Annotated in this window: 21 protein-coding genes; 11 read left to right on the top strand and 10 right to left on the bottom strand. The window is 57.8% G+C overall.

Annotated elements, in window-relative coordinates; all coding sequences use genetic code 11:
- Nucleotides 1–25: 25 nt before the first annotated feature.
- From lipB to HHJ16_RS10190, 4 genes are all read left to right on the top strand, one after another.
- Nucleotides 26–700, top strand: coding sequence for a lipoyl(octanoyl) transferase LipB (gene lipB / locus HHJ16_RS10205; RefSeq protein ID WP_293642589.1), 675 nt, complete (start codon nt 26–28; stop codon nt 698–700).
- 23 nt (nt 701–723) lie between these two features.
- Entirely contained in the window at nt 724–1,785 is a 1,062-nt protein-coding gene (lipA, locus tag HHJ16_RS10200) for a lipoyl synthase (RefSeq protein ID WP_293642588.1), read from the top strand.
- A 416-nt stretch (nt 1,786–2,201) separates the two neighbouring features.
- On the top strand, nt 2,202–5,222 hold the full coding sequence (locus tag HHJ16_RS10195) for a transglycosylase domain-containing protein (protein ID WP_293642587.1): 3,021 nt from the start codon (nt 2,202–2,204) through the stop codon (nt 5,220–5,222).
- Nucleotides 5,223–5,378: 156 nt separating this feature from the next.
- Complete coding sequence (locus HHJ16_RS10190; RefSeq protein ID WP_293642585.1) at nt 5,379–6,266, top strand: DMT family transporter; 888 nt, start codon at nt 5,379–5,381, stop codon at nt 6,264–6,266.
- A 59-nt stretch (nt 6,267–6,325) separates the two neighbouring features.
- Here the strand turns inward: HHJ16_RS10190 and HHJ16_RS10185 are convergent, their stop codons facing one another.
- Nucleotides 6,326–6,679 carry a carboxymuconolactone decarboxylase family protein gene (locus HHJ16_RS10185; protein WP_293642583.1) on the bottom strand — a complete coding sequence of 118 codons (354 nt, stop codon included), beginning with the start codon at nt 6,677–6,679 and terminating at the stop codon, nt 6,326–6,328.
- A gap of 392 nt (nt 6,680–7,071) precedes the next feature.
- Here HHJ16_RS10185 and HHJ16_RS10180 point away from each other — a divergent pair, with 392 nt between their 5' ends.
- Nucleotides 7,072–8,091, top strand: a complete 1,020-nt coding sequence (locus HHJ16_RS10180; RefSeq protein ID WP_293642603.1) for an alpha/beta hydrolase — start codon at nt 7,072–7,074, stop codon at nt 8,089–8,091.
- A 136-nt stretch (nt 8,092–8,227) separates the two neighbouring features.
- Here the strand turns inward: HHJ16_RS10180 and ptsP are convergent, their stop codons facing one another.
- From ptsP to HHJ16_RS10155, 5 genes are all read right to left on the bottom strand, one after another.
- Nucleotides 8,228–9,997 carry a phosphoenolpyruvate--protein phosphotransferase gene (ptsP, locus tag HHJ16_RS10175; protein WP_293642581.1) on the bottom strand — a complete coding sequence of 590 codons (1,770 nt, stop codon included), beginning with the start codon at nt 9,995–9,997 and terminating at the stop codon, nt 8,228–8,230.
- A complete protein-coding gene (locus tag HHJ16_RS10170) occupies nt 9,994–10,155 on the bottom strand; it encodes a hypothetical protein (RefSeq protein WP_293642580.1) in 162 nt (53 codons plus the stop codon). Before HHJ16_RS10170 ends, ptsP begins: the two co-directional genes overlap by 4 nt.
- A gap of 4 nt (nt 10,156–10,159) precedes the next feature.
- Complete coding sequence (locus HHJ16_RS10165; protein WP_293642578.1) at nt 10,160–10,429, bottom strand: HPr family phosphocarrier protein; 270 nt, start codon at nt 10,427–10,429, stop codon at nt 10,160–10,162.
- A complete protein-coding gene (locus tag HHJ16_RS10160; RefSeq protein ID WP_293642576.1) occupies nt 10,398–10,841 on the bottom strand; it encodes a PTS fructose transporter subunit IIA in 444 nt (147 codons plus the stop codon). The genes HHJ16_RS10165 and HHJ16_RS10160 overlap by 32 nt, the downstream gene beginning before the upstream one ends.
- 134 nt (nt 10,842–10,975) lie before the next feature.
- Nucleotides 10,976–11,503 (bottom strand): hypothetical protein, encoded by a 528-nt coding sequence (locus HHJ16_RS10155; RefSeq protein ID WP_293642574.1) that lies wholly within the window; start codon nt 11,501–11,503, stop codon nt 10,976–10,978.
- A 213-nt stretch (nt 11,504–11,716) separates the two neighbouring features.
- On the opposite strand from HHJ16_RS10155, the gene HHJ16_RS10150 reads away from it, so the two are divergent.
- From HHJ16_RS10150 to cynS, 6 genes are all read left to right on the top strand, one after another.
- On the top strand, nt 11,717–12,922 hold the full coding sequence (locus tag HHJ16_RS10150) for a PAS domain-containing sensor histidine kinase (protein ID WP_293642573.1): 1,206 nt from the start codon (nt 11,717–11,719) through the stop codon (nt 12,920–12,922).
- Between the two features lie 23 nt (nt 12,923–12,945).
- Entirely contained in the window at nt 12,946–13,605 is a 660-nt protein-coding gene (locus HHJ16_RS10145; protein ID WP_293642572.1) for a response regulator transcription factor, read from the top strand.
- A gap of 149 nt (nt 13,606–13,754) precedes the next feature.
- Nucleotides 13,755–15,158, top strand: a complete 1,404-nt coding sequence (locus HHJ16_RS10140; RefSeq protein WP_293642571.1) for a CmpA/NrtA family ABC transporter substrate-binding protein — start codon at nt 13,755–13,757, stop codon at nt 15,156–15,158.
- A gap of 9 nt (nt 15,159–15,167) precedes the next feature.
- Nucleotides 15,168–16,040 carry a nitrate ABC transporter permease gene (ntrB, locus tag HHJ16_RS10135; protein ID WP_293642570.1) on the top strand — a complete coding sequence of 291 codons (873 nt, stop codon included), beginning with the start codon at nt 15,168–15,170 and terminating at the stop codon, nt 16,038–16,040.
- 67 nt (nt 16,041–16,107) lie between these two features.
- Entirely contained in the window at nt 16,108–16,902 is a 795-nt protein-coding gene (locus tag HHJ16_RS10130) for an ABC transporter ATP-binding protein (protein WP_293642568.1), read from the top strand.
- Between the two features lie 52 nt (nt 16,903–16,954).
- Nucleotides 16,955–17,398 carry a cyanase gene (cynS, locus tag HHJ16_RS10125; protein WP_293642567.1) on the top strand — a complete coding sequence of 148 codons (444 nt, stop codon included), beginning with the start codon at nt 16,955–16,957 and terminating at the stop codon, nt 17,396–17,398.
- 72 nt (nt 17,399–17,470) lie between these two features.
- Here cynS and HHJ16_RS10120 read toward each other — a convergent pair whose 3' ends face one another.
- The 4 genes from HHJ16_RS10120 to HHJ16_RS10105 all read right to left on the bottom strand — a co-directional run bounded on the left by HHJ16_RS10120 (nt 17,471) and on the right by HHJ16_RS10105 (nt 21,519).
- Entirely contained in the window at nt 17,471–18,748 is a 1,278-nt protein-coding gene (locus HHJ16_RS10120; RefSeq protein WP_293642566.1) for an FAD-dependent oxidoreductase, read from the bottom strand.
- On the bottom strand, nt 18,745–19,899 hold the full coding sequence (locus HHJ16_RS10115) for an acyl-CoA dehydrogenase family protein (RefSeq protein WP_293642565.1): 1,155 nt from the start codon (nt 19,897–19,899) through the stop codon (nt 18,745–18,747). The genes HHJ16_RS10120 and HHJ16_RS10115 overlap by 4 nt, the downstream gene beginning before the upstream one ends.
- 62 nt (nt 19,900–19,961) lie before the next feature.
- A complete protein-coding gene (locus tag HHJ16_RS10110; RefSeq protein ID WP_293642563.1) occupies nt 19,962–20,534 on the bottom strand; it encodes an OsmC family protein in 573 nt (190 codons plus the stop codon).
- A 79-nt stretch (nt 20,535–20,613) separates the two neighbouring features.
- Nucleotides 20,614–21,519 carry a sulfurtransferase gene (locus tag HHJ16_RS10105; RefSeq protein ID WP_293642561.1) on the bottom strand — a complete coding sequence of 302 codons (906 nt, stop codon included), beginning with the start codon at nt 21,517–21,519 and terminating at the stop codon, nt 20,614–20,616.
- Nucleotides 21,520–21,755: the final 236 nt, after the last annotated feature.

The following is a 21,755-nucleotide window of genomic DNA, read 5'->3' as shown; positions in this document are numbered from 1 at the left end:
GCACACTCAGCGAGATGAGGTTTCTATGCCCATAGCAACCCGCCACCTCGGTCGCGTGGATTACCTGCCAACCTACGCCGCCATGCAGGCCTTCACCGACGCCCGCACTGCAGAGACCCCTGATTCGCTATGGATTTGTGAGCATTTTCCGGTGTATACACAGGGGCTAGCTGGTAAAAGTGACCATATATTGAACGCTGGCGACGTCCCGGTGGTGCAAGCCAATCGCGGCGGCCAAGTGACCTACCACGGGCCGGGCCAGGTCGTGGCCTATCCCTTGATCGACCTCAGGCGGGCGGGTTACTACATCAAGGAATACGTTTATAAGATTGAGGAGTCAGTGATCGCGACCCTGGCGCATTTTGGCGTGACCGGACATCGCGTCACCGGCGCACCGGGCATTTACGTGCGGATGAACGACCCAGGGTCGCATGCGGCATTGATCGGCCCGTTGAACCCGGCAGACCCCTTCCAGGGCTTGGGAAAGATCGCCGCGCTGGGCATCAAGGTGAGCCGCCACTGCACGTATCACGGTGTGGCGCTGAATGTGGCGATGGATCTGGAACCATTCTCGCGAATCAACCCTTGCGGCTATGCGGGCTTAGAAACTACCGACCTTTCTACAATCGGGGTATCGGCAAGCTGGCAAGAGACGGCAGACGTGCTGGGCCAAAAGCTTGCCACCTATCTGGCGCCCTAACCTGATACAGAAGTAAACACACCATGAGTCCCTCAGAAGTCAAGAATTCAGCGAACCCCGTTGTCCGCGAGGCCCAAAGCCTTGAAGCCTACAACCCTCTGGTCAAGCAGAAAGCGGCAGCCAAGTTATCGCGTATTCCAGTCAAGGTAGTCGCCGGCGAGGTGCTGAGAAAGCCCGACTGGATTCGCGTCAAAGCCGGCAGCCCCAGCACGCGCTTCTATGAAATCAAAGACATTTTGCGAAGCAACAAGCTGGTGACGGTGTGTGAAGAAGCGAGTTGCCCAAATATTGGCGAATGCTTCGGCAAAGGCACGGCCACTTTTATGATCATGGGCGACAAGTGCACGCGTCGCTGCCCGTTTTGCGATGTGGGTCATGGCCGCCCGGACCCGCTGGACCTGGACGAGCCCGAAAATCTTGCCAAAACCATTGCCACGCTCAAGCTCAAATATGTGGTGATTACCAGCGTGGACCGCGACGATTTACGCGATGGCGGCGCCCAGCATTTCGTTGATTGCATCAAGCGCATCCGCGAGCTGTCGCCGATGACGCAAATCGAGGTGCTGGTGCCTGATTTCCGGGGTCGCGACGACCGAGCGCTTGGAATCCTGAGTTCTGCACCGCCGGATGTAATGAACCACAATCTGGAAACCGCGCCGCGCCTGTACAAGGAAGCCCGCCCCGGTAGCGACTACCAGTTCAGCCTGAACCTGCTGAAAAAGTTCAAGGCCTTACACCCCAACGTGCCCACCAAAAGCGGCATTATGGTGGGCCTGGGAGAAACCGATGACGAAATCTTGGCAGTGATGCGCGACATGCGCGCGCACGACATCGAGATGCTGACCATTGGTCAATATCTGGCGCCCTCCACCTCCCACTTGCCAGTTCGCCGCTATGTGCATCCGGACACCTTCAAGATGTTTGAGGAAAAAGCTTACGAAATGGGATTTTCCCACGCTGCCGTGGGCGCCATGGTCCGCTCCAGCTACCACGCGGACCAGCAGGCGCACGCAGCAGGTATTTCCGGAAAAATAGCGGACGTGTCCGACGGAATATCTGGCGTTACCGGCACCGCCATGCAGTGACCGCGGTCATTGCGACACGACGGCACCGAGCAAGGCAGGCCTGTCCCTGCGTCCTTATAGCGCTGCTCGGCGGGAAGGCGCGTGGCAAAGGAATGCCATCAGCGGCGCTATCTCGCCAAGCGCTCCGAACGCAAAAAAATAAGACGTCACGGAGCGTGCTGTTTCTGCAGACAAAGAGGCATGGCAAAACGCCAACCTTAAACACAAAAGTAGCTCGCCGACTTCATTAATCAGGTCTACCGCCGCATATACTTTCACAACGTTCCTATCCGGGATTCAGCCCTCATCCCAGCAGGCTTATCAATATCTTTCCGCCAGATTTCTGAAGTCTGCACCAAAATCGATTCGGGTCAAAAAGGGCGATTATCTTGATACTCAGACGATTCCGCCAAGTCGCATCTTTGTTCCTAGGGAAGATGACCCTCCGCAATCGGAGTAAGTTGCTGGCGCTGATAGGCTTGACCGGGTTGCTGGTTTTGCTGGCGTTTTTGGTCAACGCCGAATTTCGTTCATCCCGATGGCAAGCCCGATATCTGTCCAGACTTGGTCGCGAACTGACCTTCCAGCCTGAGGTGGGACCGAGTCCATCAATACGTTTTCCCAAGTCGGGACCTTACGACGAGCGTCTCGGATACAGCAAGATTCCCGCGTTTACGCAGTTCCTGTCGGCGCACGATTATCTGATTACCGACCAAGCGCGCCTCTCGCCGCGGCTGGCAGAACTCGCGGAGAAAGGGCTGTCGCCTGCTTACCAAGAGAAGACCCAAGCCGGCCTCGACTTGCTCGATTGCAATCGACAGTCTTTGTATTCGGAACGTTTTCCCGAGCACCGCTATGACCGGTTCCAATCGGTGCCGCGCTTGCTGGTAGACGCCCTGCTTTTTATCGAAGACCGCGAGCTACTCAGCACTCGTTACCCGCTTCGTAACCCTGCGTTCGACTGGAGCCGCTTCGGCAAGGCCGTCTCAGACCAATTCCTGCATGTGTTTAATAAATCGCATCAGACCCCAGGGGCCAGCACACTGGTTACGCAGATTGAGAAATACCGCCATTCTCCCGAAGGTCGTACCGCGTCGCCGCAGGAGAAGCTGCGGCAGATGGCCTCGGCTTCGGTCAGGGTGTATTTGAACGGCGAGAATACGCTTCCCACACGCCAGCAAATTGTGGTGGATTATCTGAATACGGTACCGCTTGCGGCGATGCCCGGTTACGGCGAGATCAGTGGTTTAGGCGACGGCCTTCGAGCCTGGTATGGGCGCGATTTCGCAGAGGTAAATCAGCTGCTGGCCAGCAACGCCGAGCCAACCCAAGAGGCGCCGTTGCGTCGTCGGGCGGAGGCCTTCAAACAGGCGCTTTCGCTGATGATTGCGCAACGCCGACCCTCCTACTACCTGCGCGAGGGGGCGGCTGACCTGGCACAGTTGACTGACAGCCATTTGAGGGCGCTCGCCGCAGCGGGAATCATCCCAGTTTCGCTGCGAGATGCGGCGTTGCCGATCAAGCTCAACCTTCAGCAGAAGTCCGTGCCACCCCCCCCGGTCTCCTTTGTCACACGCAAAGCGGTGACCGCATTGCGCACCAATCTTTCGGGTCTGTTGCACCTCAGCCACCTTTACGATCTGGACCGGCTGGACCTCTCCGCCTCCACAACGATGAATGGTGAAATGCAGCGCGCGGTGACGACAGTGCTGCGGCAGCTCCAGCAACCCTCCAAAGCGAAAGCGGCGGACCTGTATGGTCATAACATGCTCAGCCCCGGCGACGATCCGAGCAAACTGATTTTTAGTTTTACCCTGTTCGAGCAACGCGGCGGCGCTAATCTGCTGCGCGTGCAGACGGATAATTTTGACCAACCCTTCGACATCAACGAAGGCGCCAGACTCAACCTAGGTTCTACCGCCAAGCTGCGCACGCTCATTACCTATCTGGAAATAATCGCCGATCTGCACCAGCGCTACGCCCGCATGACCGCAACGGATCTAGGCCAAGTGCGCGTAGACAAGGAGAACGTATTGAGCCTTTGGGGACTTGCTTATCTGGCCCAAGCCAGGGATCGGGGTTTACCGGCGATGCTGGAGGCCGCGATGGAGCGACGCTACTCGGGGAGTCCCGGGGAAGGTTTTGTCACCGGTGGCGGGGTGCAGACATTTTCGAATTTCGAAGCCGAGGAAAACTACAAGGTCATGACCGTGCGCGAGGGCTTCCAACAATCGGTGAATTTGGTTTTTGTCCGGCTCATGCGCGACGTCGTGCGGCATTACAAATTCAAAATGGCCGACGCCAATTCTGAGCCCGTGGATGCGCAAAGCGCGCCCCGGCGACAACAGATCCTCGCCCGCTTTGCCGACAAGGAAGGACGCCAGTTCATGCTGCGCTTCTACAAGAAATACCAAGGCAAGACGCCGCAGGAGGCGCAGCAATTGCTACTCGGAAACCTGCGTCCGTCGCCAGCACGGCTTGCCACAGTGTTCCGAAGTGTGCAACCGAACGCAGATCTGGCGAGTTTCTCCGCCCTGATGCGTGAACAATTTCCCAAAGACAGCTTGTTGGACGCCAGGTTGAAAGCGCTCTATGAGCAATACGGACCGGACAAATTTTCACTGGCTGATCGGGGCTACATCGCCGGCGTCCATCCTTTGGAGCTCTGGCTGCTCGAATTCATGCGCCAGCATCCCGAGGCGACCCTGACGCAAACATTGGACGCAAGCCGCGACGCGCGCCAGGATGTTTATGCCTGGCTATTCAAGACTCACAATAAGAACAAGCAGGACAAACGGATCCGGCAAATGCTCGAACTGGAAGCTTTTCTGGAGATTGGACGCGACTGGCGGCGACTCGGTTATCCGTTTGAATCCTTAACGCCTTCCTATGCCAGTGCGCTTGGCGCGTCGGGGGACCGGCCCGCCGCGCTGGCAGAGTTAATGGGGATCATCGTCAACAAAGGTATGCGTTTGCCACTTAGACGGCTACCTGAGTTGGACTTTGCAAAAGGCACGCCTTACGAGACACACTTTGCGAATGCCGGTCCTGCGCCGGAGCGTCTGTTGCCCGAGGCGATTACCGACGTGGTGCGTCGATCCTTGATTGACGTGGTGGAAGGCGGTACCGCTAAACGACTCAAGGGCGGCTTACGGCAGTCGAATGGGACCCCGGTGGAAGTGGGCGGTAAAACCGGCACCGGCGACCATCGCTTTGAGGTCTACGCGCCAGGTGGCAAATTGATTTCCTCGCGCGCTGTCAATCGCTCCGCCACTTTTGTTTTTTTAATCGGTGACCGGTTTTTTGGCACCATGACTGCCTACGTGCACGAACCTTATGCGGCCAAATACAAGTTCACCAGCGCGATTTCCGTGCAACTCCTCAAATCGTTGACGCCGACACTTCTTCCCATGATGCAAACGGAGGCAAGCGATACGGCGTTGGCCTGTCAGCAATGAGGATTGCTTCGGTTATCCGCGTCGCTGAGGCGAAGGGTTTCGCGGATCCGACTCGCGTTAGCCCACTCGAAAATTGATACACGCGTAGCGGGCAAACAGCCGCCTTATCGAACGCGCGTAGTAGTCCGGCGCTTCACTGCGTCTATGCTCACGGCCATGCCTGCCAATTTTTACGCGCTCTGCGCGATCGCTTTGTGGTCGACGCTCGCCTCACTCGGGCTGTCGCTGAAGCACCTCCCGCCCTTTCTGTTGACGGGCGTGGCGCTACTGGTGGGTAGCGTGCTGGCGCTGCCATTTGTTCTCAGGGACACCGCGCAGTGGAGAGTTCCTGCGACCACCCTCGCGCTGGGCGTTTATGGACTGTTCGGTTTCCATTTTTTGCTGTTCATCGCCTTGCGCTATGCGCCACCGGTCGAGGCCAATCTGGTCAATTACCTGTGGCCGCTGTTCATGGTGGTCCTTGCACCGCTGTTTTTGGCGGGTATGAAACTGCGGGCAGTCCACGTGGTGTCAGCACTAATGGGTTTTGCCGGGGCGGCGATTGCCATTCTGGGCGCCAACAGCATGGCGACCGGCCGATCGGGTTTGAATGGCTGGTCTTGGGGTTACCTCCCCGCGTTGGGATCGGCGTTCATTTGGGCCAGCTATTCGCTACTGACCCGGCGTGTGGCAGCCTTTCCCACGGCCGCCATTGGGCTCTTCGGCGTGGTGTCCGGTTTGCTTTCGCTGCTGTGCCATTGGGTACTTGAGCCGCAGGTTCAGCCATCGGCGCACGACTGGATGTTGCTGGTTGCGATGGGACTCGGTCCACTAGGTGCAGCTTTCTTTCTGTGGGACAAAGCGCTCAAACTGGGCGATGCCCGAGAGATTGGCATTCTGAGTTACCTCACACCACTGGGCTCCACCGCCTTGCTGCTCGTGGTGAACGGTCACCCGCTGACTTGGAGCATCGGCATTGCGTCCGTGATGATAGTTGCAGCGGCGGTGCTGGGCACACGCGGACAACTAACGCCCAAGCTGCGCGCGTCGCGACTTAAACCCTGACCACCCGCCCCAAGCGCTGGCGGCCTTTTTTAAGGTCCGAAGCTACCGGTTGGCAGCACTCAGGCCCCAGCCGGCGCCAATTTTTCCCACGCTGCGATGGTCTCGGCGGCATACATCAGCGCCGGGCCGCCGCCCATGTACACGCACACAGCGAGCATCTCTTCCAGTTCGCCGCGGGTGCACTCCAGCTTGTATAGCGCCTTGACGTGAAAGCCGATGCAGCCTGAGCAACGCTGTGTCACACCAATGGCCAGCGCTATCAGCTCCTTTTGCTTGGCACCGAGTGCCCCATCGGTCATGGCGGCCCGGGCCAGCTGACCGAAGCCCGCCATGGCTTCAGGCTGGGCTCGGCGAAAAGGTGCCAGGCTCTCGTTGATATCCTGAATCAGGCCACTGTGATCAAACGTACTCATTCATATCCTGCGGTTGTTTTGCGTGCCGAACGGCAGCGGCAGGATGCCAATGCTTATTCTCGGTCGCCTCTGCCCCGGGACCAACGCCAGGTGCTGGCGCTTTTCTCGGCTGGACTGGCACTTCCGACTGACAGTGTGATACCCCCCACCCTATTGCGTCTTGACGTCGGTCAAAGCGCTTGCGAGAAGGCAACTCTGTTTTCAGTCCTTGATAGATTGTTCGACGCCACGTTGTCGAATATCCCTTCTATTGAACTGGATAAATATGATTGTCAGCAATTATATTGCTCGCAATTTATGATTTGTTGCCTAGAAAGCAAGCTCATTTCCAGCTTCCACCCGTTTTTAACTTAAGTGATTTGGCCTTCACTTCAACCATCAAGGAATCAACGATGACAAACATCACCAAACTATTTTCCGCCTCCCTGCTAAGTCTCGCAATATCCAGTGCTATGGCCGCAGGCAATCCTGCAGTCGAACACAACACACAAAAATTCCTTGACGCGCTGGCCGCAGGCAACAGTAAACCGATGGAACAAATGTCGCCAGCGGATGCGCGCGCAGTACTCGTGGGCGCCCAGGCCAGCGTCAAACTTGAGCTGCCGAAGGCTGACGTTACTCAAAAGGTTATTGAGGCTGATGGTCAAAAAATCAGTCTCACCATTGTCCGTCCCGCTGGCGTGAAGAAGAGCGTTCCCGTCTTTATGTTCTTCCATGGCGGCGGTTGGGTTCTCGGCGATTTCCCGACTCATGAACGTTTCGTTCGAGATTTGGTGGCCGGTTCCGGCGCGGCTGCCGTGTTCGTTAACTACACCCCATCTCCTGAAGCACGGTACCCGGTGGCGATCAATCAAGCCTATGCCGCAACCAAATGGGTGGCTGAGCACGGCAAGGAAATCAATCTGGATGGCTCGCGCCTGGCGGTAGCCGGCAACAGCGTTGGCGGCAACATGGCGACCGTGGTTAGCCTGATGGCCAAGGACAAGGGTGGGCCGAAGATCCGATTGCAAATGCTGTTTTGGCCCGTCACCGATGTGAACTTCGAAGATGGTTCGTATACCCAGTTTGCAGAAGGTCACTTCCTCACCAAGAACATGATGAAGTGGTTTTGGGACAATTACACGACGGATACCGAGCAACGCAAGAGCATCTACGCCTCGCCTCTGCAAGCGACCACCGAACAGCTCAGGGGCTTGCCACCAGCAGTGATTCAAACTGCAGAGAACGACGTGCTCCGGGATGAAGGCGAAGCCTATGCCAGAAAATTAGACGCTGCGGGTGTCAACGTGACGGCGGTGCGCTACAACGGCATGATTCACGACTTCGGTTTGTTGAACGTGATCAGTCAAATTCCAGGGACGCGCTCAGCCATGCTTCAGGCCTCGGAAGAGTTGAAAAAGCACTTGAAGTAATAGCCACCTGAAAAGGGGCACGCTTGGTGAGACCGCAGATGCTTACTCTTTGGCTAGCCGCGAAAACAGATTCGCAAGGAATCCTAGCCGGGAATAGACGTTTACTGAAAGCCCCAAGCGTGCCTCCATTCACACACTAATTTTGAATCAGACTAGCCGGGTCCTCACTGTCCAGCACCTGCGCAGCCCAGGCAGTTAGCTTGCTGGCGTCGGCCCGCAAAATCTGCTGCTTGACGGCCAATATCTGTGACGGGTGCATGGAAAAGCTGCGCAGTCCCAAGCCCAGCAATAGCCGCGTCATGCTCGGGTCCCCCGCCATTTCGCCGCACACGGTGACCCCTTTGCCTTGGCGCTGGCATTCTGCAATTGTGTCCGCGATCAGGCGCAGCACGGCCGGGTGACAGGGGTCGTACAAATGTGCGACCGATTCGTCCGAGCGGTCTATCGCCAGCGTGTATTGAATCAGGTCGTTGGTACCTATCGACAGAAAATCAAAGTAGCGGAGAAATAGCTTGAGCGTGAGCGCTGCAGCGGGAATTTCAATCATGGCGCCCAACCGCACCGGACCGTAGGGAATGCCTTTGTTATCCAACTGCATGCGCGCCTGATCGATCAACCCCATGGTTTGGCGGATCTCGCTGGCATGGGCCAGCATCGGCACCAGCAGGTTAACCTGACCATGCGAAGCGGCTCGCAAAATGGCGCGAAGCTGCGTCAAAAACATTGGGGGGTCTGCCAGGCTCCAGCGAATTGCACGCAATCCCAGCGCTGGGTTCAGGTGACCGTCTTGCGCCTTGCCGACAAGCCGATCAAGCGGCTTGTCCGACCCTATATCGACAGTGCGAATCGTGACGGGAAGGCCCTGCATGCCTTCAATGGCTTTGCGGTAGGCCAGGTACTGCTCGTTTTCATCGGGCAGCTTGCCTTTGCGGCCCATGAACAAGAACTCGGTGCGAAACAGCCCAACACCCACCGCCCCGACCTTGACCGCGCCGAGCGTGTCTTCCGGCATTTCGATATTGGCCAACAGTTCGACCCGTTGTCCGTCCATTGTCAGGGCGGGCGTGTGCTTGAGCCGATTCAGGCGCTCGCGCTCGAGCTCGCCCTGGCGCTGCTTGAAACCGTATTCGGCCAGAATGATGGGCGACGGGTCGACAATCAACACCCCGGCATCGCCGTCAATGATGACCCAGTCGTCTTGCTTGATCAACTGGCTAGCGCTCCGCGCGCCCACGACGGCCGGTATGTCCATGCTGCGCGCGACAATCGCCGTGTGCGACGTCTTGCCGCCCACGTCGGTCGCAAAACCGGCAAAAAGACTTTGTTTGAACTGCAGCATGTCGGCTGGCGAAATGTCGTGCGCCACCAGAACCAGCGGCACATCCAGTGTGTCGTCCAGCAACAGATCCTGCTGCGATTGTTTGCGACTTGCGCCTGCCTGCGCAGCCGGCAGCATCGGCGAAGCAGCACCCTTCATGTGCCGCAAGATGCGTTCCACCACCTGCTCCAGATCAGCCTTGCGTTCGCGCAGGTACTCGTCTTCCATATCGTCGAACTGGCGCGCAATAATCTCGTACTGGGTGGTGAGGGCCCACTCGGCGTTGTAATGCCGATCAGTGATCCAGTGCTTCACGCCGGTGATCAGCAGCTCGTCTTGCAGCAGCATCAGATGCACATCCAGCAAGGCTGAGATTTCAGGTGGCGCGTCTTTCGGCAAGTCCTGCTGCAAGCGCGTAATTTCATCGATCACTGCGTTCCGGGAAAGCCTCACCCGTGCAATTTCTTCCGTTGTTTTTGAAGCGTCTATAAAGTAATGCGTGACATCGGCGCGACTCGACGCTACCAGCACGGCGCGACCAATCGCGATGCCTCGGGAGACCGCCAGTCCGTGAACTGAGAAAGTCATTTAGAGGTCCCCAACACAGAGACTTCGGACATCACTCGCCGTTCCACGCAGGAAAGGGGGAGCTTGGCGACTGCCACGCCCCGCGCCGTGCTGCCCGAAGAGCTAACCGCTTGGGCAAGGGTCAGCACATCACGCAAAGTAAAAGGCGTGGGGGCCATACCCTTACCCTCCCTCGCCAAACTTGTCGGCGATGAGCGCGAGCAAGGCATCCATTGCGGCCTGCTCGTCCGTGCCGTTGGTTTCAACCTCGACGGTGCTGCCGAGGCCAGCCGCCAGCATCATCACCCCCATGATGCTTTTCGCATTAACGCGGCGCTCGTTCTTGGTCATCCAGACCTCGCAAGGAAAGCTTCCCGCCAGTTTGGTGAGTTTGGCGGACGCCCGGGCATGCAGGCCAAGCTTATTGCTGATGTTCGTGCTGGTCTTGATCATTTTTTCTACGTACTTGATTTTGCGGTGCGGTGATAGCCACTTGCATCACGCCTTGTGTTGCGCCCACCAGAGCTCGCGTTACGAGGGCGTCGAGCGGCTCGTGTCGGTAGGAGACAGTGCGCAGCAGCATGGGTAAATTGATGCCGGTAATTAGCTTGGTGTTGACCCCATCGACCAATTTTTGCGCCACATTGCAGGGCGTGGCGCCAAAAACATCTGTCAGCACCAGCGCGTGCGACGTACCCATCTGGGCAAGAATGATGCGCGCCTGGGCCAGCGTTTCTTCGGGCGGCATGTTGGGCGGAACATCCAGTGCCACCACGCCCGCCGCATTGTCCGGAAATACGTGTAATACGCACTGGCGAAATGCGGACGCCAGCGGCGCGTGGGCGATGATGAATATGCCGTTCATTGAACTCAATTATCTACGTAGGCTCTGAAAATAGCCGAAACAGGCGGCACAGCAACACAAAAGAGACCCCTGCCTCGCCTAAAAACTGTCCTGGGCAAGCAGATGGCGCTGACCGCCTTATAAGAACTATTCGATTATTCAAATTTAAGGCTGGAAAAATAGGTCTCGGCCACTTCAGGCGTTATTTCTTGCGCATAGATCACCACTTGAAACACCTGCGATCCTCGGGCAAAGTAGGCAGCCTGGCCGCTTACATCGGTTCCTCCCGCCCGTTTTCCCCGAGCCTGCACCACCAAAGGGGAGGGCTTCGCTGCTGCGCCACGAAGCTTGAGCGGATTCACCTCAACGGTGTCTGGCGCGGCTTGCATATTGGCCAACGTCAGTCGCTGCCACTGGGCGAGTATGGGGGTGGCCTTGTCGGCATCGCCCACATCCGCGACGGCCACAGCAAAAGTTGCGCCCCCCGCTTCGCAGCCCAGCATGAAAAGCGTGGTGTTCTGGCCGCCTAGCGGCACGACTTTTTCGGCCTTGTCGGGCTTACAGGGCAAAAGTAGACTGAGCGGGGTGTTATCCGGCCGCACCTCACGCCAGTTGAAGGCGGGGCTGCAGGCGCCCAAGGCCAAAATCGCAGTTAATACGGCAAGCTGTAAAACTCGAAGCATGATGGTTCGTGGGGTCAAGTGCGGTGAAACCTTATAGGTGCTAATGAAGGGGCGGCAAGCCTCGCACTTTACAGGGGATTCGCACAACGTTTTTAACGGCAGACTGTATTGCCGGTGGCTGTCGGCGCACTGATTTGGGCGGGTCTCCTCCTTATTTTTGCACCAATCTGGGCACGATGTTTGCTTGTCGGTGGTATGTTTACTGGCGCCTTGATGTGCAACACCGTCCCTGCTGAAACGGTGCCGACTCCTTTTCCGGGGGAAGGTCAGGTCGTCTGGCGTGATAGGCTCTCTCAACTGCTTGAATCCACCGGCGAAGGAATTTACGGCATCGACATGGACGGTCGCTGCACCTTCATCAACCGCGCTGGCGCGGCGCTGCTAGGCTACGCGCCGGACGAGGCACTGGGTCACAACATGCACGAGCTGGCCCATCACTCCCATACGGATGGGTCGCACTACCCCGAACACCTGTGCCCCATCTTCAACGCCTTTCGCGAGGGGTTGCCGTGCCGCATCGACACCGAGTTGTTCTGGCGCAAGAACGGCAGCGCGTTTGCGGTCGAATACTCCTCTCACCCCATTGTTGAAAGCGGCGTCGTCCAGGGTGCAGTGGTCACGTTTGTGGACATCTCGGCACGCCGCGAGGCCGAAGACGCTTTGAGGCAAGTCCACGCCGTGCTGGAGCAGCGTGTGAGCGAGCGCACTCAGGCACTGTCGGAAGCGTTGCAGCAACTGCGCGAACTCTCGGCGTACGCGAACACCGTGCGCGAGGAAGAGCGGACCCGCATCGCGCGCGAAGTTCACGACGAGCTGGGCAGCTTGCTGGTGGCACTCAAAATGGACGTCGGCTGGCTGGACAAGCGACTGGGCGAACAGCCGCAACGCAGTATGGACGAGGCGCAAGGCATGCGCGACCGTATGCGCTTCAAATGCCAGAACATGAGCCGGCTGATTGAGTCGGCGGTCGAGAACGTGGGCCGCATCATCACCGACTTGCGACCGAGCATTCTGGACCATCAGGGTCTATGGGCTGCACTCGACTGGCAGGCACACGAATTTGTGCAGTCGGCCGAACTCGCACTGGATTGGCAGATGGACGTCACCGACGCCGCCCCACTGCCAGAGCAGGCGGCGATAGCAGTCTTTCGCATCTTCCAGGAAATGCTCTGCAATGTGGGCCGCCACGCGCAGGCCAGCCAGATTGCCATCGCCATCAAGGCCACGGCAGATGAGATCAGCATCGCGGTGGAGGACAACGGTAAAGGAGCGGAGACCGCCGCATTCGAAGCCAACAACGCTTACGGCGTGATGGGCATGCGCGAGCGGGCCCGCCATTTGGGTGGTCGCCTTGAAATCTCAAGCGAAATCGGCTTTGGCGCTCGATTTCATTTACACATCCAGCTACTCCATAAATAGTCAGTAAACCCGATGAGCCGGCCATGAAAACTGTACATATCCTGATCGGCGATGACCACCGGATCGTGCGCGAAGGCCTCAAGCAGGTGCTGGCCGACGCCCCCGAGATCAAAGTGGTGGCCGAAGCTGAAACCGGCCCCGAAATTTTGCAACGTGTTAATGCTTTGGGCGGTCACGGCGGGCTCCATGCCGTGCTGCTCGACATTGCCTTACCGGGTCGCGACGGGATGGACGTGCTGCAGGCACTGAAAAAAAACTGGCCCTTGCTGCCGGTGTTGATGCTCAGCACGTATCCGGAAAAACAATATGCAGTTCGCTGCATCAAGCTGGGTGCAGCGGGTTACCTGAACAAAAGCGCCAGCTCCGACGACATGGTTGCCGCGGTGCGCAAAGTGGCTTCAGGTGGCCTGTATGTGTCAGCCATTGCCGCCGAAGCACTTGCCAGCGCCGTCAATGGCAGCGCGGCGCGCGGCGGTATCGAGTCGCTTTCGCACCGCGAGCATCAAGTTTTCCGCTTGCTTACGGCCGGTAAGTCTGTCGGCGAAATTGGTGCACAACTCGGACTGGCGTCTAACACGGTGAGTACTTATCGTTTGCGCATTCTGGATAAGACCGGTACAAAGAATGACGTTGAACTGGCGCTACACGCCGAGCGTCACACCAAACCACCGTCTGTCGCCTGATTTAGCGGGGACACCCTGGGCTGGTGTAGTGCGCGCACTACAAGTCGTCATTTAGTACGCGGTTAATTGTGGGGTACCGCAGGGCGGTGACCCACATTGGCGCGCACCTTGCAAGGGCTGCTTCATCTTCTTTTCGAAAGATGCGCGCCATGACTGAACACTTTTCTCCTTATGATGCCGACCGCCCGCTCATGCTCAAGTGCAGCTGCGGCCAAGACCACTCGGCGGCCGATCACCGACATGAGGCTGCCGCAGTCGAGCTGCGCCAGAGAAGCCTTACGAGCGAATTCGAGGCTTATTCCAATGAGTTCATCGAAGCCACGCTGGTCAAGGCATTGTTTCCACAAGATGCCGTACGGCGGCGCTTTTTGCGCGCCGTCGGTAAAAGTACCGCGCTGGCAGCGATCTCTAGCGTGTTGCCGGTGGCGAGCATGCAGGCGCTGGCGCAGGACGCAGGCAAAAAAGCCGGTTCGCTGGAAAAAACTAATCTGAGGATTGGCTTTATTCCCATCACGTGCGCCACGCCACTCATCATGGCGCAACCCTTAGGTTTCTATAAGCAGCAGGGCCTCAATGTCGAGGTGACAAAAACCGCTGGTTGGGCTCTGATTCGCGACAAGATGATCAACAAGGAGTACGACGCCACCCACTTCCTCAGTCCCATGCCGCTGGCCATCTCTATGGGTCTGGGTTCGAATGCCACGCCCATGAACGTCGCCACCATTCAGAACATCAACGGTCAGGCCATCACGATGAGCCTGAAGCACAAGAACAATCGCGATCCGAAAAACTGGAAGGGTTTTAAGTTCGCCATTCCCTTCGAGTTCAGCATGCACAACTTTTTGCTGCGCTACTACCTTGCGGAGGCTGGACTAAATCCAGACACGGACGTGCAGCTGCGCGTGGTACCGCCCGCCGAGATGGTCGCCAACCTGCGAGCGGGCAACATTGACGGCTTCCTTGGCCCTGACCCCTTCAACCAACGGGCGGTGTACGAAGAAGTGGGATTTATCCACCTGCTGACCAAAGACATCTGGAATGGGCACCCCTGCTGCGCTTTCGGAACCAGCACGGAGTTCATCGAGAAAAATCCGAACACCTTTGCGGCGCTCTACCGCTCGATATTGACTGCCGCCGCGATGGCGCGCGATCCAAAAAACCGCGAATTGATCGCGCGGGTCATCGCGCCTCAAGCCTACCTCAATCAACCTGAAGCCGTCCTTAATCAAGTGCTAACCGGCAAGTTCGCCGACGGTCTGGGAAACATCAAAACCGTACCAGACCGTGTCGACTTTGACCCCATGCCGTGGCAGTCGATGGCGGTATGGATGCTGACTCAAATGAAGCGCTGGGGCTATGTCAAGGGCGACATCAACTACAAGCAAATCGCCGAAAAAGTCTTCCTGATCACTGACGCTAAAAAGTATATGAAAGAGCTACACCAGAAAGTACCCGAGGGCGCGTATCCAAAGTTCAGCATCATGGGCAAAGAGTTTGACGCGGCCAAGGCAGAGCAATATGCCAAGAGCTTCGACATTCGCAAGGCCGGTTGAAAGCTAGCCATGAACATCATAAAAACAATGGGCTTTAGAGCGGGCGTGGTGTCGGCGCTGGTGCTGCTGGTTTTCGTGTCCGCATGGTACGTGGCAACCGCGTCATCGGCGGGCACTGGGACAGCAGGCGTATTAACTCAGACGGCAGATCAGATCGAGTATCAAAAGATGATGGGCAAAGACCCCGGAGCCTCTAAAGCGTCGGGCTTTCCTACGCCCGGCCAAATGGGCCAGACGGTGGTGAAACAGCTCAGTGATCCGTTTTACGACCGAGGCCCCAATGACAAGGGCATCGCCATCCAATTGGCGTACTCGCTAGGCCGGGTCGGCCTGGGCTTTCTGATGGCCTGCCTTATCGCCATTCCACTCGGCTTTGCGATTGGCATGTCGCCTTTACTGCGCCGCGCGCTGGACCCCTTTATCCAGGTGCTCAAGCCGATCTCCCCATTGGCGTGGATGCCACTGGCGCTGTACACGATCAAAGACTCTTCCGCCTCAGGAATTTTTGTGATTTTCATTTGCTCGATTTGGCCCATGTTGATCAACACCGCCTTTGGCGTGTCGGCGGTTAAGCGCGAGTGGCTCAATGTCGCCAGCACCCTTGAAGTCAATCCGCTGCGCAAGGCGTTCCTGGTGATCCTCCCGGCGGCGGCACCTACCATCCTGACAGGCATGCGAATCTCCATGGGCATTGCCTGGTTGGTCATCGTGGCAGCAGAAATGCTGGTTGGGGGCACCGGCATTGGCTACTTCGTTTGGAACGAGTGGAACAACCTTTCGCTCACCAATGTGATTTTTGCGATTCTGGTCATCGGCGTGGTGGGGATGCTGCTCGACCTCAGTTTTGCTCAACTTCAAAAGATGGTGACTTATGTGGAGTGATCTGACATCACGTACCGTGACGACAAATCTGACGGTCGGCGCAAGCTCCCCAACGAAAGAGCACACCATGCAGGGATTTCTGAAAATCGAAAGCTTGAGCAAAGCGTTCGCACCCGCGAAACCGGTGTTTTCCGACGTGTCTTTCACCATCGCCAAGGGCGAGTTCGTTTGCATCATCGGCCACTCGGGTTGTGGAAAAACCACCATCCTGAACGTGCTGGCCGGTCTGGATACGGCCACTTCGGGGCACGCTTTCATGGACAACCGCGAGATCGCCGGACCAAGCCTTGAGCGTGGCGTGGTATTTCAAAGCCATGCCCTGATGCCCTGGCTCACCGTTCGCAAGAACATTGCGTTTGCCGTGCTGTCGCGCTGGCCCGACTGGACCGCGGCCCAGGTAAAAAATCATGTGGAAAAGTTTGTAGGCATGGTGGGCTTGAGCGCCGCCATTGACAAGAAGCCCTCGCAGCTTTCTGGCGGCATGAAACAGCGTGTAGGCATTGCCCGCGCCTTTGCTATCCAGCCCAAAATGCTGCTGCTGGACGAGCCATTTGGCGCTCTCGATGCATTGACGCGCGGCACAATTCAGGATGAGCTGATGACCATTGTGCGTGAGACTCATCAAACGGTTTTCATGATTACGCACGATGTTGATGAAGCTATTTTGCTGGCCGACCGCATTTTGCTGATGAGCAACGGTACCGAAAATGCGGGCGGGTATGCACCGGGCCGCATCGCTGAAGAGGTGATCAACCCACTCCCACGAAAGCGCACACGCGCCGGGCTGCACCACTTGCCTGGTTACTACGAGCTTCGCAACCATATCGTTGACTTTTTGGTCACCCGGGCTAAAGCATGTTGAATGCGGACCGCCTCGCAACTCTCCCCCACTCTCTCAACCAACCGGAGCAAACATGAACCGCAACGACATTACCGAAAAAATCATCACTGCCAAAGTTAGCAAGGGCATCACTTGGGAGTCGGTCGCTAAAAAAGTGGGCCTGAGTAAGGAATGGACAACCGCCGCCTGTCTGGGTCAGATGACACTCGACGCTGGCCAAGCCACGATCGTCGGCGAAATTTTCAGCTTGACCGAGGAGGAGTGCAAATGGCTGCAAGTGGTGCCCTATAAAGGCTCGCTGCCCACCGCCGTGCCGACTGACCCCCTGATCTACCGCTGGTATGAGATCGTCAGCGTATATGGCTCGACCATCAAGGAGCTCATCCACGAAGAATTTGGTGACGGCATCATGAGTGCGATTGACTTCAGTATGAACATCGTGCGCCAGCCGGACCCAAAGGGCGACCGCGTGAACGTGGTGCTGTCGGGGAAATTTTTGCCTTACAAGCAGTACTGAATCCGACCTGCCCTTGACTGTATCTCCCACCGACTCCAGCTCACTTGAAAGAAATCTGAAGCCTGCCGGCTCTCAGCCCAAGGTGAGCGGCAGTGAACTTGTTTTAACGCGCACCAACGAGGGGCGTACGGTGTAGGGCAATGGCGATTGGCCCGCGAGTTCTGCTGCAAGGGTGAGCGCTTGGCGGGCAATCGGCTCAATGAAACGGCTGGTTTGGCCCGCGATGCTGATGCAGTCACCGAGCGCGTGAATCGCGGCGGCGCTGGTGCGCAGGGTCAGATCCACTGCGATTCCGTTCTCCCAGGCCAATCCCGCGCCTTTAGCCAAGCGGCTTGGCGTCTGCAGACCTGCCGCGACAATCACCTGGTCAGCGGCGAATTGCTGGCCACACGCCGTAGTGACGCGAAAGCCCGCACCTATTTTTTCAAGGCTGGCGACGCTCACGCCGCCCACAAAGCGAATCGGCAAGTCTTTCCAGGCCTGCAAAATCTGTTGGCCTGCCGCCTCAGCCTGCCAACGCGCCAAAGGCTCAGATTGCACGTCCAATAGCGTTATCCGGTGGCCCCCCAGGGCTAGGTCGTTCGCGAGTTCGCTGCCGATCAGGCCGGCGCCGACGATCACCACCTCTTTGGACGTTTCTCCCAGCGCAGCGCGCAATTGCAAGTAGACCCCTAAATGATTAATACGCCAGCAGAGCGATGCAGAAAGTTCAGGTGGCAGTGCCGCCTGCGCGCCATGCGCCAGCACCAGATGGTCGTAGCGCAGTGTGCCGCGCGTCGTGCGCAGCCGCTTGGTATCCCGACAGATGCGGATCGCATGGGTATGCGACATCATGCGCAGGTTAAGACGTCGGGCGGCATCGATACCGCGTTCCTTGATGAGTTTTTCAGGCGTGAGTTGACGCGCCATAGCCACCGACAGCAGGGGCTTGTCGTACACATCGCCCGCGCAGGAGGTCACGATGGTAATTGGCATCTCTGCGTTGCTGGCGCGCAGGTTTTCAGCCAGTTGCCAGCCTGCGCGTCCAGCGCCCACGATGACGACACCGGGGGTATGACGTGCGCTGCTGAGGGTGGCGGGCGCGCCGGTAAGACATTCAGCGCGCAGCGCGTCAAAGCTTGGCGGCGAGTACAACTCGAAGTCTTGCTTGGTCACGCCACACAGTGGGCAGTACCAGTCGTCGGGAATGTCGACAAAGCGCGTGCCAGCGACCAACCCACTGTCCGGGTCGCCCTCCGCCTCGTTGTAGATATACCCGCAGGCGTGGCAAATGTACTGCTGCCACGGAGAAATTATCCCCTTGAGTGCGGAGCTACCTTCAGGAGGGGGCGTGGCGGCAACGGCGCTCATACCGGCATCTCCTCGGTACTCAAATTCGCGATTTCCATCCGCAAGTGCTTGATGGCTGGCGTCACGATAGCGACGAAGTGTGACTCGCGCACGCGTCGCTGTACGCTGGAGCTCATCAAGTAGCCGCGCGCGCCCTGGTGCATCAGTGCGGACTGCGCGGCACGCAGGCAAAGCTCGGCGCCGTGCGCCCGAGCGTCCAGCACGTCGATAAAAAATTCACGGGTCGTATCGAATGGGGTTGCAGCCATCGTCATCACCCGAGCAGTCAGCGCATCCAGCTCGGCTTGCAGTGCGGCTGGTCGGTCTTCCAGAAATTGGTTTACATGGCCCAGTTGGGGCTCCACGGCCCACATGGAGTCAATGGCACCTTGAGTGATGCCTACCGCCATGCCGCATTGCAGCATGACAAACGCGGCGCGAATGCGGGCGATATACGGCTTGGCGGGGTCGGCGATGATCTCATCGGCCCCAATGAAATGGTCTTTCAAGCGCAAGGCATAGGTGCCGGTGCCCTCCATTGCCGAGAAGCTCGGGCACTCTCTCAATTCCACGCCTGGTGCGTCGCAGCGAAGTAGAAACATCACTTCGCGTGACCCGGGCGCAGCACTGTCCACCACCGCCGCAATTGCGCCACAGTAATGGTCAAGTGCCAGGTTGCTGACCCAAGGCAGCGTGCCGTTGACCAAATAGCCGCCGTCAACGGGTACGGCTTTGAGCAGCAGGCTTTCGATCTGCGCATAGCTTTTCATAGGGTTCGACAACGCTGTGCCGCCCAGACCCACTCCGCTGACATGCCGTTGCAAAGCCTCACCCATGAGCGCGGGGTTGCCAGACTGCTGCATATAAAGGCCGCACACCGCCTGGCACCACATCATGAATCCGGTGGCGCCGCAAACGCGCGACGCTTCGGCCATGGCGCGGATTGCCAAGCCGTAATCGCCGGTGCCCGCCGCGGAATCCAGGTGCGCACTCATGGTGCCCATTGCAGCGAATTGCCGCAAAGTAGCGAGCGGGTAGAGTCCTTTGCGGTCGATGGCTTCGACTTGCTCCGTCAGCAAGCCCTGCGCCAAGGCACGCACCGCAGCCAGCAGAGCGTCGCCTACAAGCGGCTCGTTGTTAGTGAGTTCACGGGGCAAGTCAGCAAGATTCATTGGGAGTCCTTGAGGTACGGGTGATGGACGGGGGCTAAGTCTGGGGGTTGGCGATCAGTCGCTCAATCTGCAAGGCTGATTTCCATGGGGATCGGATTACGCATGCTGTTGGCCACAGGTGAATAGAAGTTAGCGTGATGCACGATCTCTTCCAGCACTTCGCGCGGCGCGTCACCCTCAACCAGAACCTTCACGCGGATGGCCTGAAATCCCATTTCGGGGGGCATTTTCTGCAACGCACCGCCAGCACCCCAAGCAGCGGGGTTGCCAATGTCGCCTTCCAGGAAGATTTCGATTTTTGTGAGCTTGACCTGCTTCCAGGTGGCCACAGCCGTTATGCCAACGGCGAGGCAACCGCCCAGACCCGATAGAACGATCTCGCCCGGCGCTGGGGCAGTGTCCTGGCCGAACAAGTGCAGAGGCTCGTCCACCACCACCGGGACGTGGTTTCCTACCTGACTCAACGAGCGGTACTGGCCGTCCATCACCGTATGAACCTTGTTGGTGCCTCGGCTTGCGGGATTGTTGCGGCCCTTATCGGCGAAGACCATCAGGCCGTCGCGGTCGATAGGGTTCAGATAGGTTTTTACGGTTTTGACAGTCTGGGCAGGGCTAAGGGTGGCAGTATCGGACATGAAGAGTTCCTGATGGAAATTTTTAAAATAACGTGGGCGGTCTGCAAATTTGCAGACTCGGGAGACGACCGTTAAGGGTTTAGGCAGCCAGCGCCCGTGGTTGGGTCGCGGCAGCGTGGCTCGCAGTGGGCAGTCCGGTTTCGATGGGTAGAGCCGGATCGCGAGACCACTCGTTCCACGACCCGAAGTACATGCGCACGTCCTTGAATCCCGCCTGTTTGAGAGCCAAGAACGTATTGGAAGCTCGTGCGCCCTTGAAGCAATAGAGGTAGACCGTGTTGTCGGGCAGGATGCCAGCGGTGGCGCATTCAGCGCGTACCTCATCCGGCGACTTGAACACCGGACCCTGCGGTGACGGCTTCATGAAGCGGTACCACTCCAGCCATTTCGCGCCAGGCAAACGACCCTTTCGTGGCGCAAAATCTTTACCGTACGGCGAAGAGCTATCCCCAATCCATTCGTCCACATCGCGCACATCCATCAACACGGTATCGGTACCGAGCACCGCCTTGACGTCATCCAGCGTGACCATCACGTCTGCTATGGGCAAATCAGTCGGGAACTTGACTGCAACTGGTGTGGCAGGTGCAGTGGACACTGCCAGCCCGGCCGCTTTCCATGCTGAGAAGCCCCCATTAAGGACCCGCACCTTCGGATAACCCAGCCAGGTCAGCAGGTAATAGCCGCGGCAAGACTGACCATAACCGCTGTTCAAAGCGTCTTCGTAAAACACCGCCGTTTCGCGGCCGGAAAGGCCCGCCGCGCCAAGCTGCTGTGCAAAGCTTTCCTTGAGAGCTTGTAGCCCCTCTGGCGTTGAGGTGGCGAGGTAAGTAAAAATTTCGCGCAGGTTCACCGCGCCTTCAATATGGCCGGCGACGTAGGCTTCAGCGTCGCGGGTGTCGATGATGACTACCGGTTCGGCGCTCTTGAGCGCCAGGAGCTGGTCGGGGGAAATCAAAACAGGTGAATCGATTGCGTTGGCCATTGTGTCCTCGTGTAGGTTGGGTTGCAGGCGGGTTGCCCGACGGACTAAATGCAACACCTGTGCCAATGGCGGCCTATTGCAGTAAGTTTTAGCAATCTGTCCTGTGAGTCAGGTATTTGAAGGAGTCTTTGCTATGGAAAAGTCATCTTTTTAGATTTTTAAGACCTGCCGGCGTTCGAACTGCGCCGGGAGGTCACTTCAATATGTCAACAATTTGTCGACATATTGAAAGCCAA

Source organism: Polaromonas sp. (genome assembly GCF_012927485.1).
Lineage (GTDB): Bacteria > Pseudomonadota > Gammaproteobacteria > Burkholderiales > Burkholderiaceae_C > Polaromonas.
Note: the sequence above shows the minus strand (reverse complement) of the source record. Positions and strands in the feature narration are given on the sequence as shown.

Excerpts from the sequence above, each read along its gene's own strand:
- HHJ16_RS10105 (WP_293642561.1), bottom strand. The coding sequence starts at position 21,519 with ATGGCCAACGCAATCGATTCACCTGTTTTGATTTCCCCCGACCAGCTC.
- HHJ16_RS10115 (WP_293642565.1), bottom strand. The coding sequence starts at position 19,899 with ATGAATCTTGCTGACTTGCCCCGTGAACTCACTAACAACGAGCCGCTT.
- cynS (WP_293642567.1), top strand. The coding sequence starts at position 16,955 with ATGAACCGCAACGACATTACCGAAAAAATCATCACTGCCAAAGTTAGC.
- HHJ16_RS10120 (WP_293642566.1), bottom strand. The coding sequence starts at position 18,748 with ATGAGCGCCGTTGCCGCCACGCCCCCTCCTGAAGGTAGCTCCGCACTC.
- HHJ16_RS10155 (WP_293642574.1), bottom strand. The coding sequence starts at position 11,503 with ATGCTTCGAGTTTTACAGCTTGCCGTATTAACTGCGATTTTGGCCTTG.
- HHJ16_RS10145 (WP_293642572.1), top strand. The coding sequence starts at position 12,946 with ATGAAAACTGTACATATCCTGATCGGCGATGACCACCGGATCGTGCGC.
- HHJ16_RS10110 (WP_293642563.1), bottom strand. The coding sequence starts at position 20,534 with ATGTCCGATACTGCCACCCTTAGCCCTGCCCAGACTGTCAAAACCGTA.
- lipB (WP_293642589.1), top strand. The coding sequence starts at position 26 with ATGCCCATAGCAACCCGCCACCTCGGTCGCGTGGATTACCTGCCAACC.
- ptsP (WP_293642581.1), bottom strand. The coding sequence starts at position 9,997 with ATGACTTTCTCAGTTCACGGACTGGCGGTCTCCCGAGGCATCGCGATT.
- HHJ16_RS10185 (WP_293642583.1), bottom strand. The coding sequence starts at position 6,679 with ATGAGTACGTTTGATCACAGTGGCCTGATTCAGGATATCAACGAGAGC.
- HHJ16_RS10195 (WP_293642587.1), top strand. The coding sequence starts at position 2,202 with ATGACCCTCCGCAATCGGAGTAAGTTGCTGGCGCTGATAGGCTTGACC.
- HHJ16_RS10160 (WP_293642576.1), bottom strand. The coding sequence starts at position 10,841 with ATGAACGGCATATTCATCATCGCCCACGCGCCGCTGGCGTCCGCATTT.
- ntrB (WP_293642570.1), top strand. The coding sequence starts at position 15,168 with ATGAACATCATAAAAACAATGGGCTTTAGAGCGGGCGTGGTGTCGGCG.
- HHJ16_RS10140 (WP_293642571.1), top strand. The coding sequence starts at position 13,755 with ATGACTGAACACTTTTCTCCTTATGATGCCGACCGCCCGCTCATGCTC.
- HHJ16_RS10190 (WP_293642585.1), top strand. The coding sequence starts at position 5,379 with ATGCCTGCCAATTTTTACGCGCTCTGCGCGATCGCTTTGTGGTCGACG.
- HHJ16_RS10165 (WP_293642578.1), bottom strand. The coding sequence starts at position 10,429 with ATGATCAAGACCAGCACGAACATCAGCAATAAGCTTGGCCTGCATGCC.
- HHJ16_RS10150 (WP_293642573.1), top strand. The coding sequence starts at position 11,717 with ATGTGCAACACCGTCCCTGCTGAAACGGTGCCGACTCCTTTTCCGGGG.
- HHJ16_RS10180 (WP_293642603.1), top strand. The coding sequence starts at position 7,072 with ATGACAAACATCACCAAACTATTTTCCGCCTCCCTGCTAAGTCTCGCA.
- lipA (WP_293642588.1), top strand. The coding sequence starts at position 724 with ATGAGTCCCTCAGAAGTCAAGAATTCAGCGAACCCCGTTGTCCGCGAG.
- HHJ16_RS10170 (WP_293642580.1), bottom strand. The coding sequence starts at position 10,155 with ATGGCCCCCACGCCTTTTACTTTGCGTGATGTGCTGACCCTTGCCCAA.
- HHJ16_RS10130 (WP_293642568.1), top strand. The coding sequence starts at position 16,108 with ATGCAGGGATTTCTGAAAATCGAAAGCTTGAGCAAAGCGTTCGCACCC.